16 protein-coding genes are annotated in these 18,266 nt (G+C 66.7%); 6 read left to right on the forward strand and 10 right to left on the reverse strand.

Translation table 11 applies throughout. The features are described from left to right. Positions 1 to 70 precede the first annotated feature (70 nt). From glgC to ASC92_RS11740, 3 genes are all read left to right on the forward strand, one after another. The gene (glgC, locus tag ASC92_RS11730; RefSeq protein WP_056515097.1) at positions 71 to 1,378 is read left to right on the forward strand and encodes a glucose-1-phosphate adenylyltransferase; all 1,308 of its coding nucleotides are present in this window, start codon (positions 71 to 73) and stop codon (positions 1,376 to 1,378) included. Between the two features lie 151 nt (positions 1,379 to 1,529). Further along, positions 1,530 to 3,002, forward strand: coding sequence for a glycogen synthase GlgA (gene glgA, locus ASC92_RS11735; protein WP_056516349.1), 1,473 nt, complete (start codon positions 1,530 to 1,532; stop codon positions 3,000 to 3,002). Positions 3,003 to 3,336: 334 nt separating this feature from the next. After that, positions 3,337 to 5,820: a glycogen/starch/alpha-glucan phosphorylase gene (locus tag ASC92_RS11740; protein ID WP_056515100.1), complete on the forward strand. Its 2,484-nt coding sequence runs from the start codon at positions 3,337 to 3,339 to the stop codon at positions 5,818 to 5,820. Between the two features lie 140 nt (positions 5,821 to 5,960). Here ASC92_RS11740 and ASC92_RS11745 read toward each other — a convergent pair whose 3' ends face one another. From ASC92_RS11745 to ASC92_RS11760, 4 genes are all read right to left on the reverse strand, one after another. Next, the gene (locus ASC92_RS11745; RefSeq protein ID WP_056515103.1) at positions 5,961 to 6,434 is read right to left on the reverse strand and encodes an ExbD/TolR family protein; all 474 of its coding nucleotides are present in this window, start codon (positions 6,432 to 6,434) and stop codon (positions 5,961 to 5,963) included. A gap of 15 nt (positions 6,435 to 6,449) precedes the next feature. Further along, positions 6,450 to 7,145, reverse strand: coding sequence for a MotA/TolQ/ExbB proton channel family protein (locus ASC92_RS11750; RefSeq protein WP_056515106.1), 696 nt, complete (start codon positions 7,143 to 7,145; stop codon positions 6,450 to 6,452). 15 nt (positions 7,146 to 7,160) lie between these two features. After that, a complete protein-coding gene (gene dapB / locus ASC92_RS11755; protein WP_082519579.1) occupies positions 7,161 to 8,003 on the reverse strand; it encodes a 4-hydroxy-tetrahydrodipicolinate reductase in 843 nt (280 codons plus the stop codon). Positions 8,004 to 8,114: 111 nt separating this feature from the next. Next, positions 8,115 to 8,678, reverse strand: coding sequence for an outer membrane protein assembly factor BamE (locus tag ASC92_RS11760; protein WP_056515114.1), 564 nt, complete (start codon positions 8,676 to 8,678; stop codon positions 8,115 to 8,117). 90 nt (positions 8,679 to 8,768) lie between these two features. Here ASC92_RS11760 and fur point away from each other — a divergent pair, with 90 nt between their 5' ends. After that, entirely contained in the window at positions 8,769 to 9,188 is a 420-nt protein-coding gene (gene fur / locus ASC92_RS11765) for a ferric iron uptake transcriptional regulator (protein ID WP_007832691.1), read from the forward strand. A 105-nt stretch (positions 9,189 to 9,293) separates the two neighbouring features. Here fur and hprK read toward each other — a convergent pair whose 3' ends face one another. The 4 genes from hprK to ASC92_RS11785 form a co-directional block, all read right to left on the reverse strand. Next, positions 9,294 to 10,253 (reverse strand): HPr(Ser) kinase/phosphatase, encoded by a 960-nt coding sequence (gene hprK, locus ASC92_RS11770; RefSeq protein ID WP_056515117.1) that lies wholly within the window; start codon positions 10,251 to 10,253, stop codon positions 9,294 to 9,296. A gap of 144 nt (positions 10,254 to 10,397) precedes the next feature. After that, on the reverse strand, positions 10,398 to 10,865 hold the full coding sequence (locus ASC92_RS11775) for a PTS sugar transporter subunit IIA (protein WP_056515118.1): 468 nt from the start codon (positions 10,863 to 10,865) through the stop codon (positions 10,398 to 10,400). Between the two features lie 185 nt (positions 10,866 to 11,050). Continuing rightward, on the reverse strand, positions 11,051 to 11,380 hold the full coding sequence (gene hpf, locus ASC92_RS11780) for a ribosome hibernation-promoting factor, HPF/YfiA family (RefSeq protein WP_056515121.1): 330 nt from the start codon (positions 11,378 to 11,380) through the stop codon (positions 11,051 to 11,053). A 325-nt stretch (positions 11,381 to 11,705) separates the two neighbouring features. Further along, a complete protein-coding gene (locus ASC92_RS11785; RefSeq protein WP_056515122.1) occupies positions 11,706 to 13,826 on the reverse strand; it encodes an ATP-dependent helicase in 2,121 nt (706 codons plus the stop codon). Positions 13,827 to 14,051: 225 nt separating this feature from the next. On the opposite strand from ASC92_RS11785, the gene corA reads away from it, so the two are divergent. After that, positions 14,052 to 15,038 carry a magnesium/cobalt transporter CorA gene (corA, locus tag ASC92_RS11790; RefSeq protein ID WP_056515127.1) on the forward strand — a complete coding sequence of 329 codons (987 nt, stop codon included), beginning with the start codon at positions 14,052 to 14,054 and terminating at the stop codon, positions 15,036 to 15,038. Between the two features lie 57 nt (positions 15,039 to 15,095). Beyond that, entirely contained in the window at positions 15,096 to 15,872 is a 777-nt protein-coding gene (locus ASC92_RS11795; RefSeq protein ID WP_056515130.1) for a YoaK family protein, read from the forward strand. On the opposite strand, the gene ASC92_RS11800 is transcribed toward ASC92_RS11795, so the two are convergent. Together ASC92_RS11800 and ASC92_RS11805 are read right to left on the reverse strand one after the other, a co-directional pair. Continuing rightward, entirely contained in the window at positions 15,847 to 16,617 is a 771-nt protein-coding gene (locus ASC92_RS11800; protein ID WP_056515133.1) for a 5'-methylthioadenosine/adenosylhomocysteine nucleosidase, read from the reverse strand. The genes ASC92_RS11795 and ASC92_RS11800 overlap by 26 nt on opposite strands. Before the next feature lie 3 nt (positions 16,618 to 16,620). Beyond that, positions 16,621 to 18,252, reverse strand: coding sequence for an ABC transporter substrate-binding protein (locus tag ASC92_RS11805; RefSeq protein WP_056515136.1), 1,632 nt, complete (start codon positions 18,250 to 18,252; stop codon positions 16,621 to 16,623). Between the last annotated feature and the right edge of the window lie 14 nt (positions 18,253 to 18,266).

Here is an 18,266-nt window from a genome sequence, read left to right on the forward strand (position 1 = left end):
CGGTGCTAGTCTCGACGCAGAGACCCTGACGGCGAATGAATTCCAACAAGCGAACGAACGGAGACTCAGGATGGACAACCTCACACCGAAAGCGCAGCCCTCGCAGGAGCTGCAGGCCCATCAACTGGTCCGCCGCACCATCGCCCTGGTGCTGGCCGGCGGACGCGGCTCCCGCCTCAAGCAGCTGACCGACCGGCGCGCCAAGCCGGCCGTGTACTTCGGCGGCAAGTTCCGCATCATCGACTTCGCGCTGTCCAACTGCCTGAACTCCGGCATCCGGCGCATGGCGGTGGTCACGCAGTACAAGTCGCACTCGCTCATGCGCCACCTGCAGCGCGGCTGGAGCTTCCTGCGCGCCGAGCTCAACGAAATGGTCGACGTGCTGCCCGCACAGCAACGCGTGGGCGACGAGCACTGGTACCGCGGCACGGCCGACGCGGTGTTCCAGAACCTCGACATCATCCAGACCCGCTCCACCAAGCACGACTACGTGGTGGTGCTGGCCGGCGACCACATCTACAAGATGGACTACTCGATCATGGTGAAGGACCACGCCGAGCACGGCCTGGGCTGCACGGTCGGCTGCATCGAGGTGCCGCGCATGGAAGCCACGGCCTTCGGCGTGATGGCCATCGACGAGAGCCGCCGGATCACCGACTTCCTCGAAAAGCCCGCCGACCCGCCCGCCATGCCCGGCCACCCCGACGTGGCGCTGGCGAGCATGGGCATCTACGTGTTCGATTCCGAGTACCTTTACCAACTGCTGGAAGAAGACAGCGTCAACCCCGATTCGAGCCACGATTTCGGCAAGGACATCATTCCCCGCGCCGTGGCCCAGGGCCGCGCGCTGGCCCATCCTTTCGGCCTGTCGTGCGTCACGCGGGCCTCGCGCGGGCCGGACGCCAAGGCCTACTGGCGCGACGTGGGCACGATTGATGCATTCTGGGCGGCCAACCTCGACCTGGCCTCCATCACCCCCGAGCTGGACATCTATGACACCGACTGGCCCATCTGGACCTACCAGCGGCAGTTGCCGCCGGCCAAGTTCGTGCTCGACCGCGAGGGCAAGCACGGCATGACGGTCAACACCATCGTGTCGGGCGGCTGCATCGTCTCGGGCTCCAAGGTCAGCAGCTCGGTGCTGTTCTCGGGCGTGCGCATCCACTCCTTCTGCGAGATCAACGAGGCGGTGCTGCTGCCCGACGTGGAAGTCGGACGCGGTGCCCGGCTCAACCGCGTGGTGATCGACCGTGGCTGCGTGATCCCCGACGACATGGTGATCGGCGAGGACGCCGAAGTCGACGCCGCGCGCTTCGAGCGCACCGAGAACGGCGTGGTGCTGGTCACGCGCGAGATGCTCAAACGACTGGCTGCATGAGATTCGCCCCCAGTCTTCGCGCACTTCGTGTCGCTTCGCCAACCCCCTCGCCGGGGGCAATACCAGCGGCCCGGCAAAGCCGGTTCCGCGGTATTCCTGGAAGAAACCAGGTCTTTGTGCCATCCCATCTTGCATGGAGGCAGCACTGACGATGCGAATCCTTCAGGTCAGCGCCGAACTCTTCCCCCTCCTCAAGACCGGCGGCCTGGCGGACGTCGCCGGTGCCCTGCCCCTGGCGCTCATGGCCGAAGGGCAGGACGCGCGCGTGCTGCTGCCGGGCTTTCCGGCCATCGTGGCGGGCGTGCGCGACCTGGTGCCCGTGGCCGGTTTCGACGCGCCGTGGGGCGAACGCTTCGGGCTGCGCCTCGGGCACGTCGACATCGACGGGGCGCCCGGCATCCCCGCCTACGTGATCGATGCGCCGGCGCTCTACGACCGGCCCGGCAATCCCTACGAGGACACCTCGCGCCAGCCCTACGGCGACAACCACCGCCGGTTCGCCCTGCTCGGCTGGGCCGCGGCGCAATTGGCGCAAGGGCTCGATCCGCTGTGGCAGCCCGAAGTCGTGCATGCGCACGACTGGCATGCCGCGCTCGCGCCGGCCTACCTGCACTTCGCGCGGCAACAGGCCGGCGGCCCGCGCGTGGGCAGCGTCTTCACGGTGCACAACCTCGCCTACCAGGGCCTCTTTGCACCATCGAACTTCGCGGAACTCGGCCTGCCCGGCCCCGCGTTCCAGATGAACGGCCTCGAATACCACGGCCAGGTCTCGTTCATGAAGGGCGGCCTGTATTTCGCCGACCGGCTCACCACGGTCAGCCCGACCTATGCGCTCGAGATCCAGACGCCCGAGCAGGGCTGCGGGCTCGATGGCCTGCTGCGGCTGCGCAGCAGCGCGCTCAGCGGCATCCTCAACGCGGTCGACGACCAGGTCTGGAACCCGGCGACCGACGCCGCGCTGGTGCAGGGCTACCACACGCCCGAAGGCCGCCACATGGCCGGCAAGGCGCGCTGCAAGTCGGTGCTGCAGCACCAGTTGGGACTGGCCGAGCGCCCGGACGCGCCGCTCTTCATCCTCGTGAGCCGGCTCACCGAGCAGAAGGGGCTGCATCTCGTGCTCGGCGGGCTCGATGCGCTGCTCGCCCAGGGCGGCCAGCTCGCGCTGCTGGGCAGCGGCGAGACCTGGCTCGAAGAAGCTTTCCGCCAGCGTGCGGCGGCCGCGCCGCAGTCGGTGAGCGCCACCATCGGCTACAACGAGACGCTGGCCCATCAGCTGTTCGGCGCGGGCGACGTGACGCTGGTGCCCTCGCTCTTCGAGCCCTGCGGCCTCACGCAGATGTACGGCCTCAAGTACGGCAGCCTGCCGCTGGTGCGCCGCGTCGGCGGGCTGGCCGACACGGTGGTCGACAGCTCGCTCGAAGACATGGCCAGCGGCGAGGCCACGGGTTTCGTGTTCGACGGCTTCGAGGTGGCCGACTACGAGCGCGCGTTGCGCCGCGCCTTTGCCTTGTACCAACGCGCGCCTGACTGGCGCCGCGTGCGCGGCCATGCGATGCGCCGGCCCGCCGACTGGGCCACTGCGGCCGCGCAGTACATCGACGTTTACCGGCAGGCACTGGGATGAGTGCCTGCTTTGCCCCTTGCCTCGTCGCGTGCTGTTCGGGGCGCGATCACGCCGACGGCGTGCTTCTTTTCTCGAATGTCCCCCGCCCTTCGGGCTCCTCCTTTATTTCGCGAAAAGAAGCCCACCGCCGACGTGATCGTTCAGAGCAGTCATTGATCGAGCGGAACAACCGCAGCGCCAATCGTGCGCAGGGCACCGGGTGCTCCCCGCAGCGAAATAAAGGAGGAGCGAAGCGGGGGACATTCGCGGAGGGGAGCACCCGGTGGCCTGTGCACGCGTCCCGAACGCACCCGAACGCCCCTGACAGCAAACCAAAACCCACCCGAGAACGCTCATGACGATCAAGGACTTCGCCTACGACCACCCCGATCGCGACGTCGCGGCCTTCAAGCGCGCGGTGGCCAACAAGCTGATCTACGCGGTCGGCAAGGACCCGGTCGCCGCCAGCCAGGACGACTGGCTCAACGCCACCTCGCAGGCCGTGCGCGACCAGCTGGTCGAGCGCTGGATGATGACCACGCGCGCCAACTACGCGCAGGACCTCAAGCGCGTCTATTACCTGTCGATGGAGTTCCTGATCGGGCGCACCTTCACCAATGCGCTGCTGGCGGTCGACCTCTACGACACCGTGCGCGAGGCGCTGGCCGACTTCGGCGTCGACATGGACGCACTGGCCGAACGCGAGCCCGATGCGGCCCTGGGCAACGGCGGCCTGGGCCGGCTCGCGGCCTGCTTTCTCGACTCGATGGCCACGCTCGGTGTGCCGGGCATGGGCTACGGCATCCGCTACGAATACGGCATGTTCCGCCAGCGCATCGTCGACGGCCAGCAGGTCGAGACGCCCGACTACTGGCTCACGCGCGGCAACCCGTGGGAGTTCCAGCGGCCCGAGGTGAACTACCGCGTGCGCTTCGGCGGCCACGTGCAGAAGCGGGAAGGCACCAACGCCCCTTACGGCGCGGCCGACTGGGTCGACACGCACGACGTGCTCGCCGTGGCCTACGACACCATCATCCCGGGCTACGGCACGCAGGCCACCAACACATTGCGGCTGTGGTCGGCGCGCGCCACCGAGGAGATCGACCTCTCGGCCTTCAACCGCGGCAACTACATGCAGGCGGTGGAAAGCAAGAACCACTCGGAGAACGTCTCGCGCGTGCTCTACCCCGACGACTCCACGCCCTCGGGCCGCGAGCTGCGGCTGCACCAGGAGTATTTTTTCTGCAGCGCGAGCGTGCAGGACCTGCTGCGGCGCTACCTGCGCAACCACAAGACCTTCGACCAGCTCTCGGAGAAGGTCAGCATCCACCTGAACGACACGCACCCCGTGCTCGCCGTGCCGGAGCTGATGCGCCTGCTGCTCGACGAGTACGGCCTCGCGTGGGACGTGGCCTGGGCGCACACGCAGAAGGTGTTCAGCTACACCAACCACACGCTGATGCACGAAGCGCTGGAGACCTGGCCGGTCGAGATGCTGGGCCGCATCCTGCCGCGGCATCTGCAGATCATCTACGACATCAACGCCAAGTTACTGGCCGCCGTGACGCAGAAAGTCGGCAACGACGTGGAGTTGATGCGCCGGCTGTCGCTGGTCGACGAGGCCGGCGAGCGGCGCGTGCGAATGGCCTACGTCGCGGTGCTGGCCAGCCACTCGATCAACGGCGTGTCGGGGCTGCACTCGGAGCTGATGAAGCAGTCGATCTTCTCGGACTTCGCGAAGATCTTTCCCGAGCGCTTCAACAACAAGACCAACGGCGTCACGCCGCGCCGCTGGCTGGCGCAGGCCAACCCGCCGCTGGCGGCGCTGCTCGACCAGCGCATCGGCAAGGGCTGGCGACGCGACCTGTCGCAACTCGAGGCGCTCAAGCCCATGGCTGAGCAACCGGCCTTCGCGCGCGCCTTCCGACATGCCAAGCGCGAGAACAAGCTGCGGCTGGCCAACTGGGTCGAGCAGCACCTGAAGATCGACATCGACACGGACGCGCTGTTCGACGTGCAGGTCAAGCGCATCCACGAATACAAGCGGCAGCTGCTCAACGTGCTGCACGTGGTGGCGCGCTATCACCGCATCCTCGACGCGCAGGCGGCCGGCACGCCGCTGGACATCGTGCCGCGCGTGGTGGTGTTCGCGGGCAAGGCGGCCTCGGCCTACGCGATGGCCAAGCTCGTCATCCGGCTCATCAACGACGTGGCGGGCACCATCAACGCCGACGCGCGCGTAGGCAAGCTGCTGAAGGTGGTGTTTTTGCCGAACTACAGCGTGAGCCTGGCCGAAGTCATCATGCCGGCGGCCGACCTGTCGGAGCAGATCTCGACGGCCGGCACCGAGGCCTCGGGCACCGGCAACATGAAGTTCGCGCTCAACGGTGCGCTGACCATCGGCACGCTGGACGGCGCCAACGTGGAAATGCGCGAGAACGTGGGGCCGGAGAACATCTTCATCTTCGGCAATACCACGCCCGAAGTGGCCGACATCCGCGCGCGGGGCTACCAGCCGCGCGAAATCTACGAAGGGAACGGCGAACTCAAGCGCGTGCTCGACGCGATCCGCGACGGCGCGTTCTCACCCGGCGAACCCGCGCGCTACCAGGGCATCTACGACGCGCTGGTGAACTGGGGCGACCACTACCTGCTGCTGGCCGACTACGCGAGCTACGTGGCCAAGCAGGCCGAGGTCGATGCGCTGTACCGCGATTCGGATGCGTGGACGCGGATGGCGATTCTCAATGTGGCGGGGATGGGGGCGTTCTCGTCGGACCGCACCATTGCGCAGTACGCGCACGAGATCTGGCGCACCAAGCCTGTGGTGTTGAGCTGAGCATCCGGTATTCGCGCCCTCCCCCGCTGGGGGAGGGTTGGGGTGGGGGCTGACGGCCTCCACCGCCGCGCAGCCTCCGATGCCGCCGTGCCCCCATCCCAACCTTCCCCCGGAAGGGGAAGGAGCAAGACAAGGCAAAGTCAGCGCGACTTCTTTTCGCCTGCCGCCTCCGCCTCGGTCACGAACCCGATGCGGCTCAGCCCCGCCTTGTTCGCGATGCCCATCAGCCCCACCACCTTGCCGTAAGGCACGGCCTGGTCGGCGCGCAGCTGCACCTCGGTGTCCTTGCTGTCGGCAGCGGCCTTTTCAAGGCGCGCGGCCAGTTCCTCGTTGGTCACGGCCTGGTCGTTGAAGAAGACCTTGCCCGAGGCATCGACCGAGAGGCTCACGAACTTGGGCGTGTCGTTGGGCTGGCCGGCGTCGGTCTGCGGCAGGTCGAGCTTGATCGAGCTGGCCATCAGCGGCGCGGTGATGATGAAGATCACCAGCAGCACCAGCATCACGTCGACCAGCGGCGTCACGTTGATGTCGGACAGCGGCCGCTGCGCACCGGCGCCCATGGCACGCCCACCGCCTGCGGCGCTGCTGCCCAGTGAAGTGCGACCGAAGGCCATGGCGGGGTGCGCTCCCTAGACCGGCATCGGCCGCGCCGGCGGCGGTGCTGCGGGTGCCGGCGCCTCGCCGAAGCTGCCCAGCAGGTCGTGCGCGAAGCCTTCGAGCTCCGCTTCGATGCGGCCGATGACGCGGCCGAAGACGTTGTAGGCCAGCACGGCCGGAATGGCCACGGCGAGGCCGAAGGCCGTCATGATGAGCGCCTCGCCGACCGGGCCGGCGACCTTGTCGATGGTGAAGCCGCCGGTCTGGCCGGCAATGCCCGACAGCGCGCCGTAGATGCCCCAGACCGTGCCCAGCAATCCGACGAAAGGCGCCGTGGCGCCCACCGTGGCGAGCAGGATCTGCCCCGCCTGCAGCCGGCGCAGCGCACCGTGCAAGGCGCCGCGCAGCACGCGCGTGAGCCGCTGGTTGCGGTCGACCGAGGCACCCAGCGTGCCGGCCGGCGCGCCGGCTGCGATGCTCTTGATGGCCGACACCGCGGGCGACACGAGCGTCGCGCGGTCGAACGCCCGGAGCTTCTGTTCGGCGTCGGCCAGCGTGGACGACTGCCAGAACGCCGCGATGCTGCGCAGCACGTCGCGCGTGCCGCCGCGCAGCAGCCATGCCTTCCAGAGGATGATGACCCAGCTCGCGACCGACATCGCCAGCAGCAGCGCCGCCACCGAACGGCTGACGCCGTCGCCATGGGTCAGCAGTTCGAGCACGCTCATCGATGGTCCCTTGAGTTAGCGCAGGCCCAGCACGTCGTACATGTCGAACAGGCCGGCGCGCTGACCGGCCAGGAAGCGCACCGCGCGCAGGCTGCCCTGCGCGTAGGTGACGCGGCTCGACGACTTGTGGGTGATCTCGATGCGCTCGCCGGTGCCCGCGAACAGCACGGTGTGGTCGCCCACGATGTCGCCGCCGCGGATGGCAGAGAAGCCGATGGTGGAGGGGTCGCGCTCGCCGGTGATGCCCTCGCGGGCGTACACGGCGCAGTCCTTGAGGTCGCGGCCCAGTGCATCGGCGATGACTTCGCCCATCTTGAGCGCGGTGCCCGAGGGCGCATCGACCTTGTGGCGGTGGTGCGCCTCGATGATCTCGATGTCGTAGCCGGTCGACATGGCCTTGGCCGCCATTTCGAGCAGCTTGAAGGTGACGTTGACGCCCACGCTCATGTTGGGCGCCATCATGATCGCGATGTCTTTCGCGATCTCGGCGATCTCGGCCTTCTGCGCGTCGCTGAAGCCGGTGGTGCCGATGACTGCCTGCACGCCGAGCTCGCGGCATGCCGCGAGGTGCGCGAGCGTGCCTTCGGGGCGGGTGAAGTCGATGAGCACCTGCGCGTCCTTCAGGCCTGCGCGCAGGTCGGACACGATGGACACGCCGCTCTCGAAGCCCAGGAAGGCGCCGGCATCGGTGCCGAGTGCCGGGCTGCCGGCGATGTCGAGCGCGCCGGCCAGGCGCAGGTCGGGCGCATTGCGCACCGCCTCGATCAGCATGTGGCCCATGCGGCCGGAAGCCCCCGCGACGGCGATGCGGCGTGGCGCCGGGGTGGAATTGGCAGGAGTGGAGGTGGATTCAGTCACGCGGATTCAATCTTCGAGGATTTCGAAACGGCCAATGGCATGCATGCACACGGGACGGACGCCGCCTGGCTCGGCGGGCGCCGCCCGCTGCTGATGCTGCTCGTGCCGCGCTCAGCGCGCGGCTTCGAGCGGAGGATAGGCAGCCGGCAGCGGCGGCAGCGAAGCCGATGCGCCCGCGGCGGAGTCGGCTTTCTTCTCGTCCTTGGAGGGTGCGAATTTCTTGAGCTCGTCTTCCGAGGCCTCGAGCGTGGGCACCTTGCCGGATTTCTTGCGGGTGTCGAGCGTGGCGACGAACTCTTCCTCGCTGGGCATTTCGTCGCCTTCGAAGCGGTCCATCAACTCGCCGTTGAAGAACACGGTCAGGTGGCGCTCCTGCGGGTCTACGCCCTGGCGGCGGATGGTGAACACGTAGTCCCAGCGATTGGCGTGGAACACGTCGTTCAGCAGCGAGGTGCCGAGGATTTCACGCACCTGCTGGCGCGACATGCCCGGCTTGAGCGCCGCGACCTGTTCCTTCGACACGAAATTGCCCTGCACCACTTCGACTTTGTACGGAGTGACAGCGGCCAGCGCGCCACGCGTGCGATCGCTGAAACCGCTGCAGGCACCAAGGCAGAGCGTTGCGGCAACGGCAGCAACCAGCAGCCAGGGACGGCGTTGGAGAATGGCAGGCATGGGAGGAAAAAGGGGGTAGCGATATGATCGCCCATTGTAGCGGCTGGCCCTTTTCAGGGCCTTTGCCGCAGCCCAGGGCGCAGGAATCACATGGCCAACATCGACGAACTCAAGAATACCGGCCTCAAGGCCACTTTGCCACGCCTGAAGATCCTCGAGATCTTCCAGACCGGCAGCCAACGGCACATGACGGCGGAAGACGTGTTCCGCGTGCTGCTCAACGAACACTCCGACATCGGCCTGGCCACCGTCTACCGCGTGCTCACCCAGTTCGAGCAGGCCGGCATCCTCGAGCGCAGCCATTTCGAAAGCGGCAAGGCGGTCTACGAACTGAACGAGGGCACGCACCACGACCACCTGATCTGCACCTCGTGCGGCAAGGTCGAGGAGTTCTACGACGCCGAGATCGAACGCCGCCAGCAGATGATCGCCAAGGACAAGGACTGGATCCTGCAGGACCATGCCATGTCGCTGTACGGCTTGTGCGGAGACTGCGCAAAGAAGCGTTGACCCCCCGGCTTTTCACTTCGCTTCACTTCGTGTAACTCCACCCCCCGAGGGGGAGGCGCGGCCCGCCTTGGGGCGGACCGGCGGCGGCCGCATCCCGCCGATCCGTCAGTCCCCGTCGCGGCCGTTTTCCATCGCCTTGTGGTGGCGCGCCACGAAGTCGGCATAGGTGTCGATGCCGCGCAGCTGCAGGATCGAATTGCGCACCGCGGCCTCCACCAGCACCGCGATGTTGCGCCCCGCCACCACCTGGATGATGACCTTGCGCACCGGGATGCCCAGCACGTCCTGCGTGAGCGGCGCCGAGGGCATGCGCTCGTAGTCGCGCTCGAAGCTGTCGCGCCGCACGAGGTGCACGATGAGCTTCAGCCGCATTTTCCGGCGCACCGCCGTCTCGCCGAAGATCGCACGGATGTCCAGCAGGCCGATGCCGCGCACTTCCAGCAGGTTCAGCAGCAGGTCGGGGCAGCGCCCTTCGATGGTGTTCTGGTTGATGCGGAAGAGGTCGACCGCATCGTCGGCCACGAGGCCGTTGCCGCGCGAGATCAGCTCCAGCCCGAGCTCGCTCTTGCCCAGGCCCGACTCGCCCGTGATCATCACGCCCATGCCCAGGATGTCCATGAACACGCCGTGCATCGAGGTGCGCTCGGCGAAGTGCTTGGACAGGTAGGCGCGCAGCAGGTCGATCACGAAGGCCGACGACTCGCGCGTGGCGAACAGCGGCAGCTGGGCGCGTTCGCAGATCGACAGCAGTTCGTCCGGCGCGGCCTGGCCGTCGGCCAGCACCAGCATCGGGGGCTCCAGCGTGACGATGCGGGCGATGCGCCGGGCGCAGTCTTCCTCGCTGCCGCGCGTCAGGTAGGCCACCTCGCGGGCGCCGAGGATCTGCACGCGGTACGGGTGGATGTAGTTGAGGTAGCCGACGAGGTCGGCCGCCGATTGGGCCCGGCTGATGACTTCGGAGTCGAACTGGCGTTCTGAAGCGCCGAGCCCTGCGAGCCATTCCCAGCGGAGCGACCCGCGGAACTCCTCGAACATGGCGTCGGCGCTGATGACGGTCGGCTTCATGCGTTCAGTGGCAGGCGCATGGCGCCCGAGTTTTTGTGTTGCGCAGAATACCGTGGAACCGGCTTTGCCGGGCCGCCGGTATTGCCCCCGGCAGGGGGGAGGCGAAGCGACACGAAGTGCGCGCAGCCTGGGGGCGAGCCAAGGTCAAGCGACTTGCGTGGACTGCCAGCCGGCGATAAGGCCGTGCAATTCAGACGCGTCGGTGCTGGACTTGATCTGTTCGCGCAGGCTGGCGTCGCTCAGCAGCTCGGCGATTTCAGAGAGGATTTCGAGGTGCTTCTGCGTGGCCGCTTCGGGCACCAGCAGGAAGATCAGCAGCGCGACCGGCTGCTCGTCGGGTGCATCGAAGCCGATGGGATTGGCCAGCTGGAACACGGCGGCCATCGGCGCCTTGAGCCCCTTGATGCGGCCATGCGGAATGGCCACGCCATGGCCCAGGCCGGTGGAACCGAGGCGCTCGCGCGCAAACAGGCTGTCGGTGATGAGGGCACGGCCCAGACCGTGAAGGCTTTCGAACAGCAGGCCGGCTTCTTCGAAAGCACGTTTCTTGCTGGTAGCGTCAACGCTCACAAGCACTTGGGCGGGCGGCAGGATGGACGCGAGGCGATTCATGGTGGGTGCAGAGCGGGGGCGATTATGCACCCGCTTGGTAAAAACCCCCAGTCCCCCTATTTACTTTCTGTCTACATGTTGCCCAGAGGCCTCGTGCTCCCTCTGGGGGCTTGCCAAAGCCCTACCGCGGCAGTCGGAAAACAAAAAGCCGCCCGAAGGCGGCCTGTGACCGAGCCGGGGGCTCCTTACATCACGCGCTTGGGCGCCGCGTGATGATGGTCCTGCAGGCGGTCCTTGTGGCGCACCACCTGGCGGTCGAGCTTGTCGACCAGTTCATCGACCGCAGCGTAGAGATCAGCGTGGCTCGATTCCGCGAACATGTCATTGCCCTTGACGTGGATGTTGCATTCCGCCCTTTGGCGGCGTTCCTTTTCCTTTTGCTTTTCCACCGTGAGGATCACCTTCACATCGACGACCTGGTCGAAATGTCGGGTGATCCGGTCCAGCTTGCTCGTGACGTAGGTGCGCAAGGCAGGTGTGACGTCGAGGTGATGACCGCTGATCGTCAAATTCATGAATGACCTCCTGGAATTGACGGTTGGGGAAATGACCGCACTGCGGAATGCAGCTTGGCCGGCGAGAAACGGGAGTTGTGAGAGGGACGGGGAAGAAAAAGAAGAAGACAGAGGGCAAGTTCGATTCACTATGCCCAAGCTGTCACGGTATTGCAATACCTGAGTTGCCCGGGGTTTCTGCGCTTTGTGTGCGGCATTTCACACGCTAGCGAATCGATAGCATCTGCCACGCGCAGGGCAGGCGATGCGGCGATTTATCCGGAACAAGTGTTCCATCTTCTGCCAGCGCGTGACCCTGCCGCCGGAAGGGCCGGCAGCGATCCGGTCAGCGCCAGGCCGCGCGCATCCGGTTGCGCAGGTCGATCACCGCGCTCGGCGGCGGCACGGCCGGCGGCCGCTCCGGTGGAGGAGGCCAGGTCTGCTGCTCGAAGCCGGCCAGATCGGCTTCGGCAATGAAGCGCGTGCGGTTGGCATACAGGTGCCGGTCGCCGCGCGCCGCCTGCTGCGTGATGTAGAAGCGCTGCGGCACCAGCAGGTGCAGGTGGTCGCGCGCCCGGGTCATCGCCACGTAGAGCAGCCGGCGCTCTTCTTCCAGCTCGTGCGCGCCCTGCGCCACGTCGGCCGGCAGGCAGCCGTCGACCACGTTGAGCACGTGCACGGAGTTCCATTCCTGCCCCTTGGCCGAGTGGATGGTCGAGAGGATCAGGTAGTCCTCGTCGAGCAGCGGCGGGCCCGGGCGATCGCTGGTGGCCTCGGGCGGGTCGAGCGTGAGTTCGGCGAGGAAGCGTTCGCGCGAGGCATACCCGGCGGCAAGGCGGGCCAATTGCTCGACGTCGGCGCGCCGCACGCCGGAGGTGTCTTCGTACAGGCGCTCCAGGTGCGGCAGGTACCAGGCCATCGCCAGTTCGACATCGGCCGGCCACTTCAGCGCCGGCGCGCGCAAGGCGGCATAGGCTGCGGCGAAGTCGGCCCATTGCGCGCGAGCAGCGGCCGGCGGCACGAAGTCGCGCACTGCCGCGGCCGGATCGGCCGCCTGGTCCATCGCATCGAGCAGCCGGGTGCCGGTGACGGGGCCTATGCCCGGTATCAGCTGCGTCACGCGAAACCCCGCCATGCGCCCGCGCGGGTTCTGGGCGAAACGCAGCACCGCGAGCAGGTCCTTCACATGCGAGGCCTCGAGAAATTTGAGCCCGCCGAACTTTACGAACGGAATGTTGCGCCGCGCCAGTTCGAGCTCGAGCGCCGCACTGTGCGTCGAGGTGCGGAACAGCACCGCCTGCGACTTCAGCGCCAGCCCGCCTTCGCGGTGCGCCAGCACCTTGTCGGCCACCCAGCGCGCCTGCCCGGCCTCGTCGGGCACCAGCACCAGCAGCGGCTTGCCGGCCGAGGGCTTGTCGGTCCACAGCGTCTTGGCGTGCCGCTCGGGCGCCTGCGCGATCACGCGGTTCGACACGTCGAGGATCGGCTGCGTCGAGCGGTAGTTGCGCTCCAGCGTGACCACCCGGGCCTGCTGCGTGAACTGCGACGGAAAGTCGAGGATGTTGCGCACCGTCGCGCCGCGAAACGAATAGATCGACTGCGCGTCGTCTCCCACCACCGTCACGCCTCGTCCATCGGGCTTGAGCGCCAGCAGGATCGAGGCCTGCAACAGGTTGGTGTCCTGGTACTCGTCGACCAGCACATGGTCGAAGCGCGCGCCGATGTGCGCGGCCAGCGCGGGCTCGGCGGCCATCTCGGCCCAGTAGAGCAGCAGGTCGTCGTAGTCGAGCACGTTCTGCTGCTGCTTGGCCTCGACGTAGGCACCGAACAGCTTCTTGAGCTCGGCCTCCCATTCTCCGCACCAGGGAAAGGCTTCCTTCAGTACCTCGGCCAGCGGCGCGCGCGTGTTGACGCAGCGCGAGTAGATCGACAGGCAGGTGCCTTTGCGCGGAAAACGGTTCACGGTGGAAGACAGGCCCTGCTCATGGCGCACCAGCCCCATCAGGTCCTCGGCATCGCCGCGATCGTGGATCGTGAAGTTCTCGCCGAGCCCAATCTGCGGCGCGTACTCGCGCAGCAGCCGCGCGCCGATGCCGTGGAAGGTGCCGGCCCACGGCAGCGCAGGTGGCGCCTCCGATTTCAGGCCGAGCACCCGCGCCAGCACCTGTCCGGCGCGGCGCTCCATCTCCTGCGCGGCACGGCGCGAAAAGGTCAGAAGCAGCAGCCGCTGCGGATCGACACCGCCTGCGATCAGGTGGGCCACGCGGTGCGCCAGCGTGCTGGTCTTGCCCGAACCGGCGCCGGCAATGACGAGCAGCGGCCGCTCGTCGCGCTCGGCAATCGCCGCCCCCACGCCATGCTCGACCGCAGCGCGCTGCGCGTCGTTGAGCGTCGCAAGCGCAGCAGCCAGGCGCTCGGCCTGGGTCTTCGGCGTGACGGGAAAAACAGGAAGCGCAGCGGTCTGCATGGAGAGCGACTTTACTGTATGCCCGTCCAGTCCATCCATTGGGCAGTCATGTGGCCGGTGACATAATCGCGCCTCGCTGCAACCGGAGATTCTTCCCATGGAAACCGCCCCGTCTCGGCAGCTTTCAACTCCCTTTCACTGACACGTTTTTCGCGCACGTCGGGCCCGGGAATTGAAAGCGCCCCTCCCTCGCCCAACGTTTCAGTCATATACGGGAGTGAGCCCATGCTCAACATCTTCACGCTTGCCAACGGCCGCCTCGTCCAGGAAGAGATCGAGTCGCTCGAGGAGCTCTCCAAGTTCCAGCCGATCTGGGTAGACCTCGAGTCGCCCACGCTCGAAGAGAAGCGCTGGATCAAGCAGTACTACGGCCTCTCGATTCCCGAAGACGCGATGGACGAGGACATCGAGGAGTCGGCCCGCTTCTACGAGGAAGACAACGGCGAGTTGCACATCCGCTCCGACTTCCTGATCGACGACGACGAAGACCCGCGGTCGGTGCGCGTGGCGTTCATCCTGAACCAGCACAACACCGAGCTTCGCAGCCGCGGCGTGCTGTTCTCGATCCATGACGAGGACGTGCCCGTGTTCCGGCTGCTGCGCATGCGCGCGCGCCGCGCGCCGGGGCTCATCGAGGACGCGAAGGAAGTGCTGCTCAAGCTCTTCGACGCCGACGCCGAGTACTCGGCCGACACGCTCGAGAACATCTACGACGAACTCGAGATCGCGGGCAAGAAAGTGCTCGAGGGCAACGTCAGCGACGAGTTGGCCGGCGAGGTGCTGGGTGCCATCGCGCGCCAGGAAGACTTGAACGGCCGCATCCGCCGCAACGTGATGGACACGCGCCGCGCGGTCAGCTTCATGATGCGCAGCCGCATGCTCAACGCCGAGCAGTTCGAGGAAGCGCGCCAGATCCTGCGCGACATCGAATCGCTGGACAACCACACGGCCTTCCTGTTCGACAAGATCAACTTCCTGATGGATGCGACCGTCGGTTTCATCAACATCAACCAGAACAAGACCATCAAGATCTTCTCGGTGGCCAGCGTGGCGCTACTGCCGCCTACGCTGATCGCGAGCATCTACGGCATGAACTTCAAGTTCATGCCCGAGCTCGACTGGTCACTGGGCTATCCGTATGCCATCGTGCTGATGGCGGCGAGCGCGCTGGTGCCGATGTGGTACTTCCGCCGGCGCGGCTGGCTCAAGTAGACGCCGCACGGCGGGTGCTAGAGTGGCTGGCAGCAAGCGCTGACCCGGAGAGCCACAGTGCGCAGAATCCGCTTCCTCACCAACCGCCACCGCGCGCCCTCGACCAACACCGCGCTGGGCCTGCTGCTGGCCTTCAATGCCGGCGCCGTCAACGCGGGCGGCTTCCTCGTGCTGCACATGTACACCTCGCACATGACCGGCTTCGCCTCGCAACTGGCCGACGGCATGGTGCTGGGCAACCTCAAGCTGCTGCTGAACGCGCTCGGCGCGATGCTGGCTTTCCTGACCGGGGCCGCCGTCTGCGCCATGCTCGTGAACTGGGGCCGGCAGCACCGGATGCACGGCGTCTACGCCCTTCCGCTGATGCTCGAGGCGGCGCTGATGTTTCCGTTCGGGCTCATGGGCGCCATCACGCTGACCTGGGCGACGCCGTTCGCGGTGCCCCTCACCGTGCTGCTGCTGTCCTTCATCATGGGCCTGCAGAACGCGGTGGCGTCCAAGACTTCGGGCGGCAGCATCCGCACCACTCACATGACCGGCAACATCACCGACATGGGCATCGAGATCGGCAAGATGCTCTACTGGAATCGCCGCTCCAAGTCGGCACCAGCGCTGGTTGTGCGGCACGACCGCAGCCGCATGCGCCGCGCCGGCGGGTTGGTCGGCATGTTCGTGCTGGGCGGCGCGATGGGCGCCCTGGGCTTCAAGTACGTCGGCTTCGTCTGTGTGGTGCCATTGGCGGCGCTGCTGCTGGCGCTCTCGGTCCCGCCGCTGCTGCGCGACATTCCGCGCCGCCGTACGGCCTCGCTCAGCCGAGTTCCGCCGGCAAGGTAGACAGCCACGCGCCGATCAGCGCGAGACTGTAGCGGCTCGCCACCGCAATGACGAAGCGCGAGAAGTCGCCATGCGCGGCATCGTCGGCGCGATCGGAGATCGTCCGCATGGCCGCGAACGGCACGCCGTAGTCGTGGCACACCTGCGCCATCGACGCGCCTTCCATCTCGACCGCGAGCGCATCGGGCAGTGCCCGCTGCAGCGCCATGCTCTCAGCGGTGGTCGAGACGAACCTGTCGCCGCTGATCAGCAGGCCGCGATGCACCTTCGGCGCGCGAAGGCCGAACTCGTCGACAGCCTGCGGCCCCACCAGGGCCGCCGGATCGCGCAGCGTCCCTTCGGCCACTGCCGCCAGCGCATCGCCGATCGCCGCATCTGCCGCGAAGCGCGACAGGCCCATCAACGGCACCTCGTACTTCGGAAAGATCGGCGAAGCGTCCATGTCGTGCTGCAGCAGGTCAGTCGCCACCACCACGTCGCCCATGTTCACGCCCGGCGCGAGCCCGCCCGCGACACCGGCGAAGACGATGGCCCGAACGCCGAAGCGCTCCAGCAGCACCGTGGCCGTTACCGCCGCCGCGACCTTGCCGATGCGCGACAGCACCGCGACCACGGGCTGACCCTGCAGATGCCCGACCCAGAAGTCGCGGCCGGCGACGCGCACGCGCTGTTCGTCGGGCATCTGCGCGAGCAGCGCACTCAACTCCTCGTGCATGGCCGCCACGATGGCGATGGGTGCAGCCACGGCTTACTTGATATCCACGCCGTAGAAGGTATGGCGACCGAATGGGCTCAATTTGAAATCGACGACTTCCTTGCGCACGGGCTTCAGCTGCACCGCATGTGCAATCGTGAACCACGGCGCCTGCTCCTTGAAGATCACCTGCGCCTTCTTGTAGAGCGCATCTCGGTCGGCCTGCTTCGTCGTGCTCTTGGCCTTCACCACGAGGTCTTCATAGGGCTGGTAGCAGAACTTCGAGATGTTGCTGCCGCTGGCCGACTTGGCCGAGGCGCAGCCCAGCAGCGTGTAGAGGAAGTTGTCGGGGTCGCCGTTGTCGCCGGTCCAGCCCAGCATGCCCATCTGGTGCTCGCCGGCCTGCAGGCGCTTGCGGTACTCGCCCCATTCGAAGCTCTTGATCTCGGCCTTGACGTTGATCTTGGCGAGGTCGGCCTGCATCAGCTCGGCGATGCGCTTGGCATTCGGGTTGTACGGACGCTGCACCGGCATGGCCCACAGGTCGGTGCTGAAGCCATCGGGGAAGCCGGCCTGCGCCAGCAGTTTCTTCGCGGCATCGGGGTCATACGGATCGTCCTTCACCGCATCGTTGTAGGACCACATGGTCGGCGGAATCGGGTTCTTCGCGGCCACGCCGGTCGTGAGGTACACGCCGTCGATGATGGCCTTCTTGTTGATCGCCATGTTGATGGCCTTGCGCACGCGCACGTCGTCGAAGGGCTTCTTCGTGGTGTTGTACGAGAGGTAGCCGACATTCAGGCCAGGCTGCTCCAGCACCTGCACGTTCGGGTCTTTACGTATCGCGTCGAGGTCGGCCGGGTTCGGGTACGGCATCACGTGGCATTCGCCCTTCTGCAGCTTGGCCCAGCGCACCGACGCATCGGGCGTGATCGCGAACACGAGGTCGTCGATCTTCGCCTTGCCGGCCCAGTACTGCGGGAAGGCCTTGAAGCGGATGATCGCGTCCTTCTGGTACTGCACGAGGTAGAACGGCCCGGTGCCGATCGGGTCCTGGTCGACCTTCTCGGGCGTGCCGGCCTTCAGCATGGCAATCGCGTATTCCTTCGACTGGATGCCCGCGTACTGCATCGCCAGGTTGGCCAGGAACGGCGCCTCGGGCTGGTTGAGCACGATCTTCACCGTGTAGTCGTCGATGCGGTCCACCGTCTTCAGGAGCTTTGGCATGCCCATGTCGTTGAAGTACGAGTGGTTCTGGCTGGTGACCTTGAAGAAGGGGTCGCTCTCCTTCCACTGGCGCTCGAGCATGAAGATGAAGTCGTCGGCGTTGAAGTCGCGCGTGGGCTTGAAGCTCTTGCTGGTGTTGTGCCACTTCACGCCCTTGCGCAGGTGGAAGGTGTACTGCGTGCCGTCGGCGGAGATGTCCCACTTTTCGGCCAGGCCCGGCACGACCTTGGTGCCGCCGCGCTCGAATTCGACGATGGTGTTGTAGACCTGCGTGGTCACATCGAACGAGGTGCCGGTGGTGTTCATCCCGGGGTAGAAGTTCTCCGGGCTTCCTTCGGAGCAATACACCAGCGTCTTGGCAGACACCGTGCCGCAAGCCAGGGTAAGGGCTGCAAGCGCTGTCGGTGCCAGGAGCGCCAGGCTTCGTGAGCGGCGCGAAACGGTGGGCTGGGTCTTCATGGGGACTCCTCGAG

It is taken from the genome of Variovorax sp. Root411 (assembly GCF_001425205.1).
Lineage (GTDB): Bacteria > Pseudomonadota > Gammaproteobacteria > Burkholderiales > Burkholderiaceae_C > Variovorax.

Excerpts from the sequence above, each read along its gene's own strand:
- glgC (WP_056515097.1), top strand. The coding sequence starts at position 71 with ATGGACAACCTCACACCGAAAGCGCAGCCCTCGCAGGAGCTGCAGGCC.
- glgA (WP_056516349.1), top strand. The coding sequence starts at position 1,530 with ATGCGAATCCTTCAGGTCAGCGCCGAACTCTTCCCCCTCCTCAAGACC.
- ASC92_RS11740 (WP_056515100.1), top strand. The coding sequence starts at position 3,337 with ATGACGATCAAGGACTTCGCCTACGACCACCCCGATCGCGACGTCGCG.
- ASC92_RS11745 (WP_056515103.1), bottom strand. The coding sequence starts at position 6,434 with ATGGCCTTCGGTCGCACTTCACTGGGCAGCAGCGCCGCAGGCGGTGGG.
- ASC92_RS11750 (WP_056515106.1), bottom strand. The coding sequence starts at position 7,145 with ATGAGCGTGCTCGAACTGCTGACCCATGGCGACGGCGTCAGCCGTTCG.
- ASC92_RS11760 (WP_056515114.1), bottom strand. The coding sequence starts at position 8,678 with ATGCCTGCCATTCTCCAACGCCGTCCCTGGCTGCTGGTTGCTGCCGTT.
- fur (WP_007832691.1), top strand. The coding sequence starts at position 8,769 with ATGGCCAACATCGACGAACTCAAGAATACCGGCCTCAAGGCCACTTTG.
- hprK (WP_056515117.1), bottom strand. The coding sequence starts at position 10,253 with ATGAAGCCGACCGTCATCAGCGCCGACGCCATGTTCGAGGAGTTCCGC.
- ASC92_RS11775 (WP_056515118.1), bottom strand. The coding sequence starts at position 10,865 with ATGAATCGCCTCGCGTCCATCCTGCCGCCCGCCCAAGTGCTTGTGAGC.
- hpf (WP_056515121.1), bottom strand. The coding sequence starts at position 11,380 with ATGAATTTGACGATCAGCGGTCATCACCTCGACGTCACACCTGCCTTG.
- ASC92_RS11785 (WP_056515122.1), bottom strand. The coding sequence starts at position 13,826 with ATGCAGACCGCTGCGCTTCCTGTTTTTCCCGTCACGCCGAAGACCCAG.
- corA (WP_056515127.1), top strand. The coding sequence starts at position 14,052 with ATGCTCAACATCTTCACGCTTGCCAACGGCCGCCTCGTCCAGGAAGAG.
- ASC92_RS11805 (WP_056515136.1), bottom strand. The coding sequence starts at position 18,252 with ATGAAGACCCAGCCCACCGTTTCGCGCCGCTCACGAAGCCTGGCGCTC.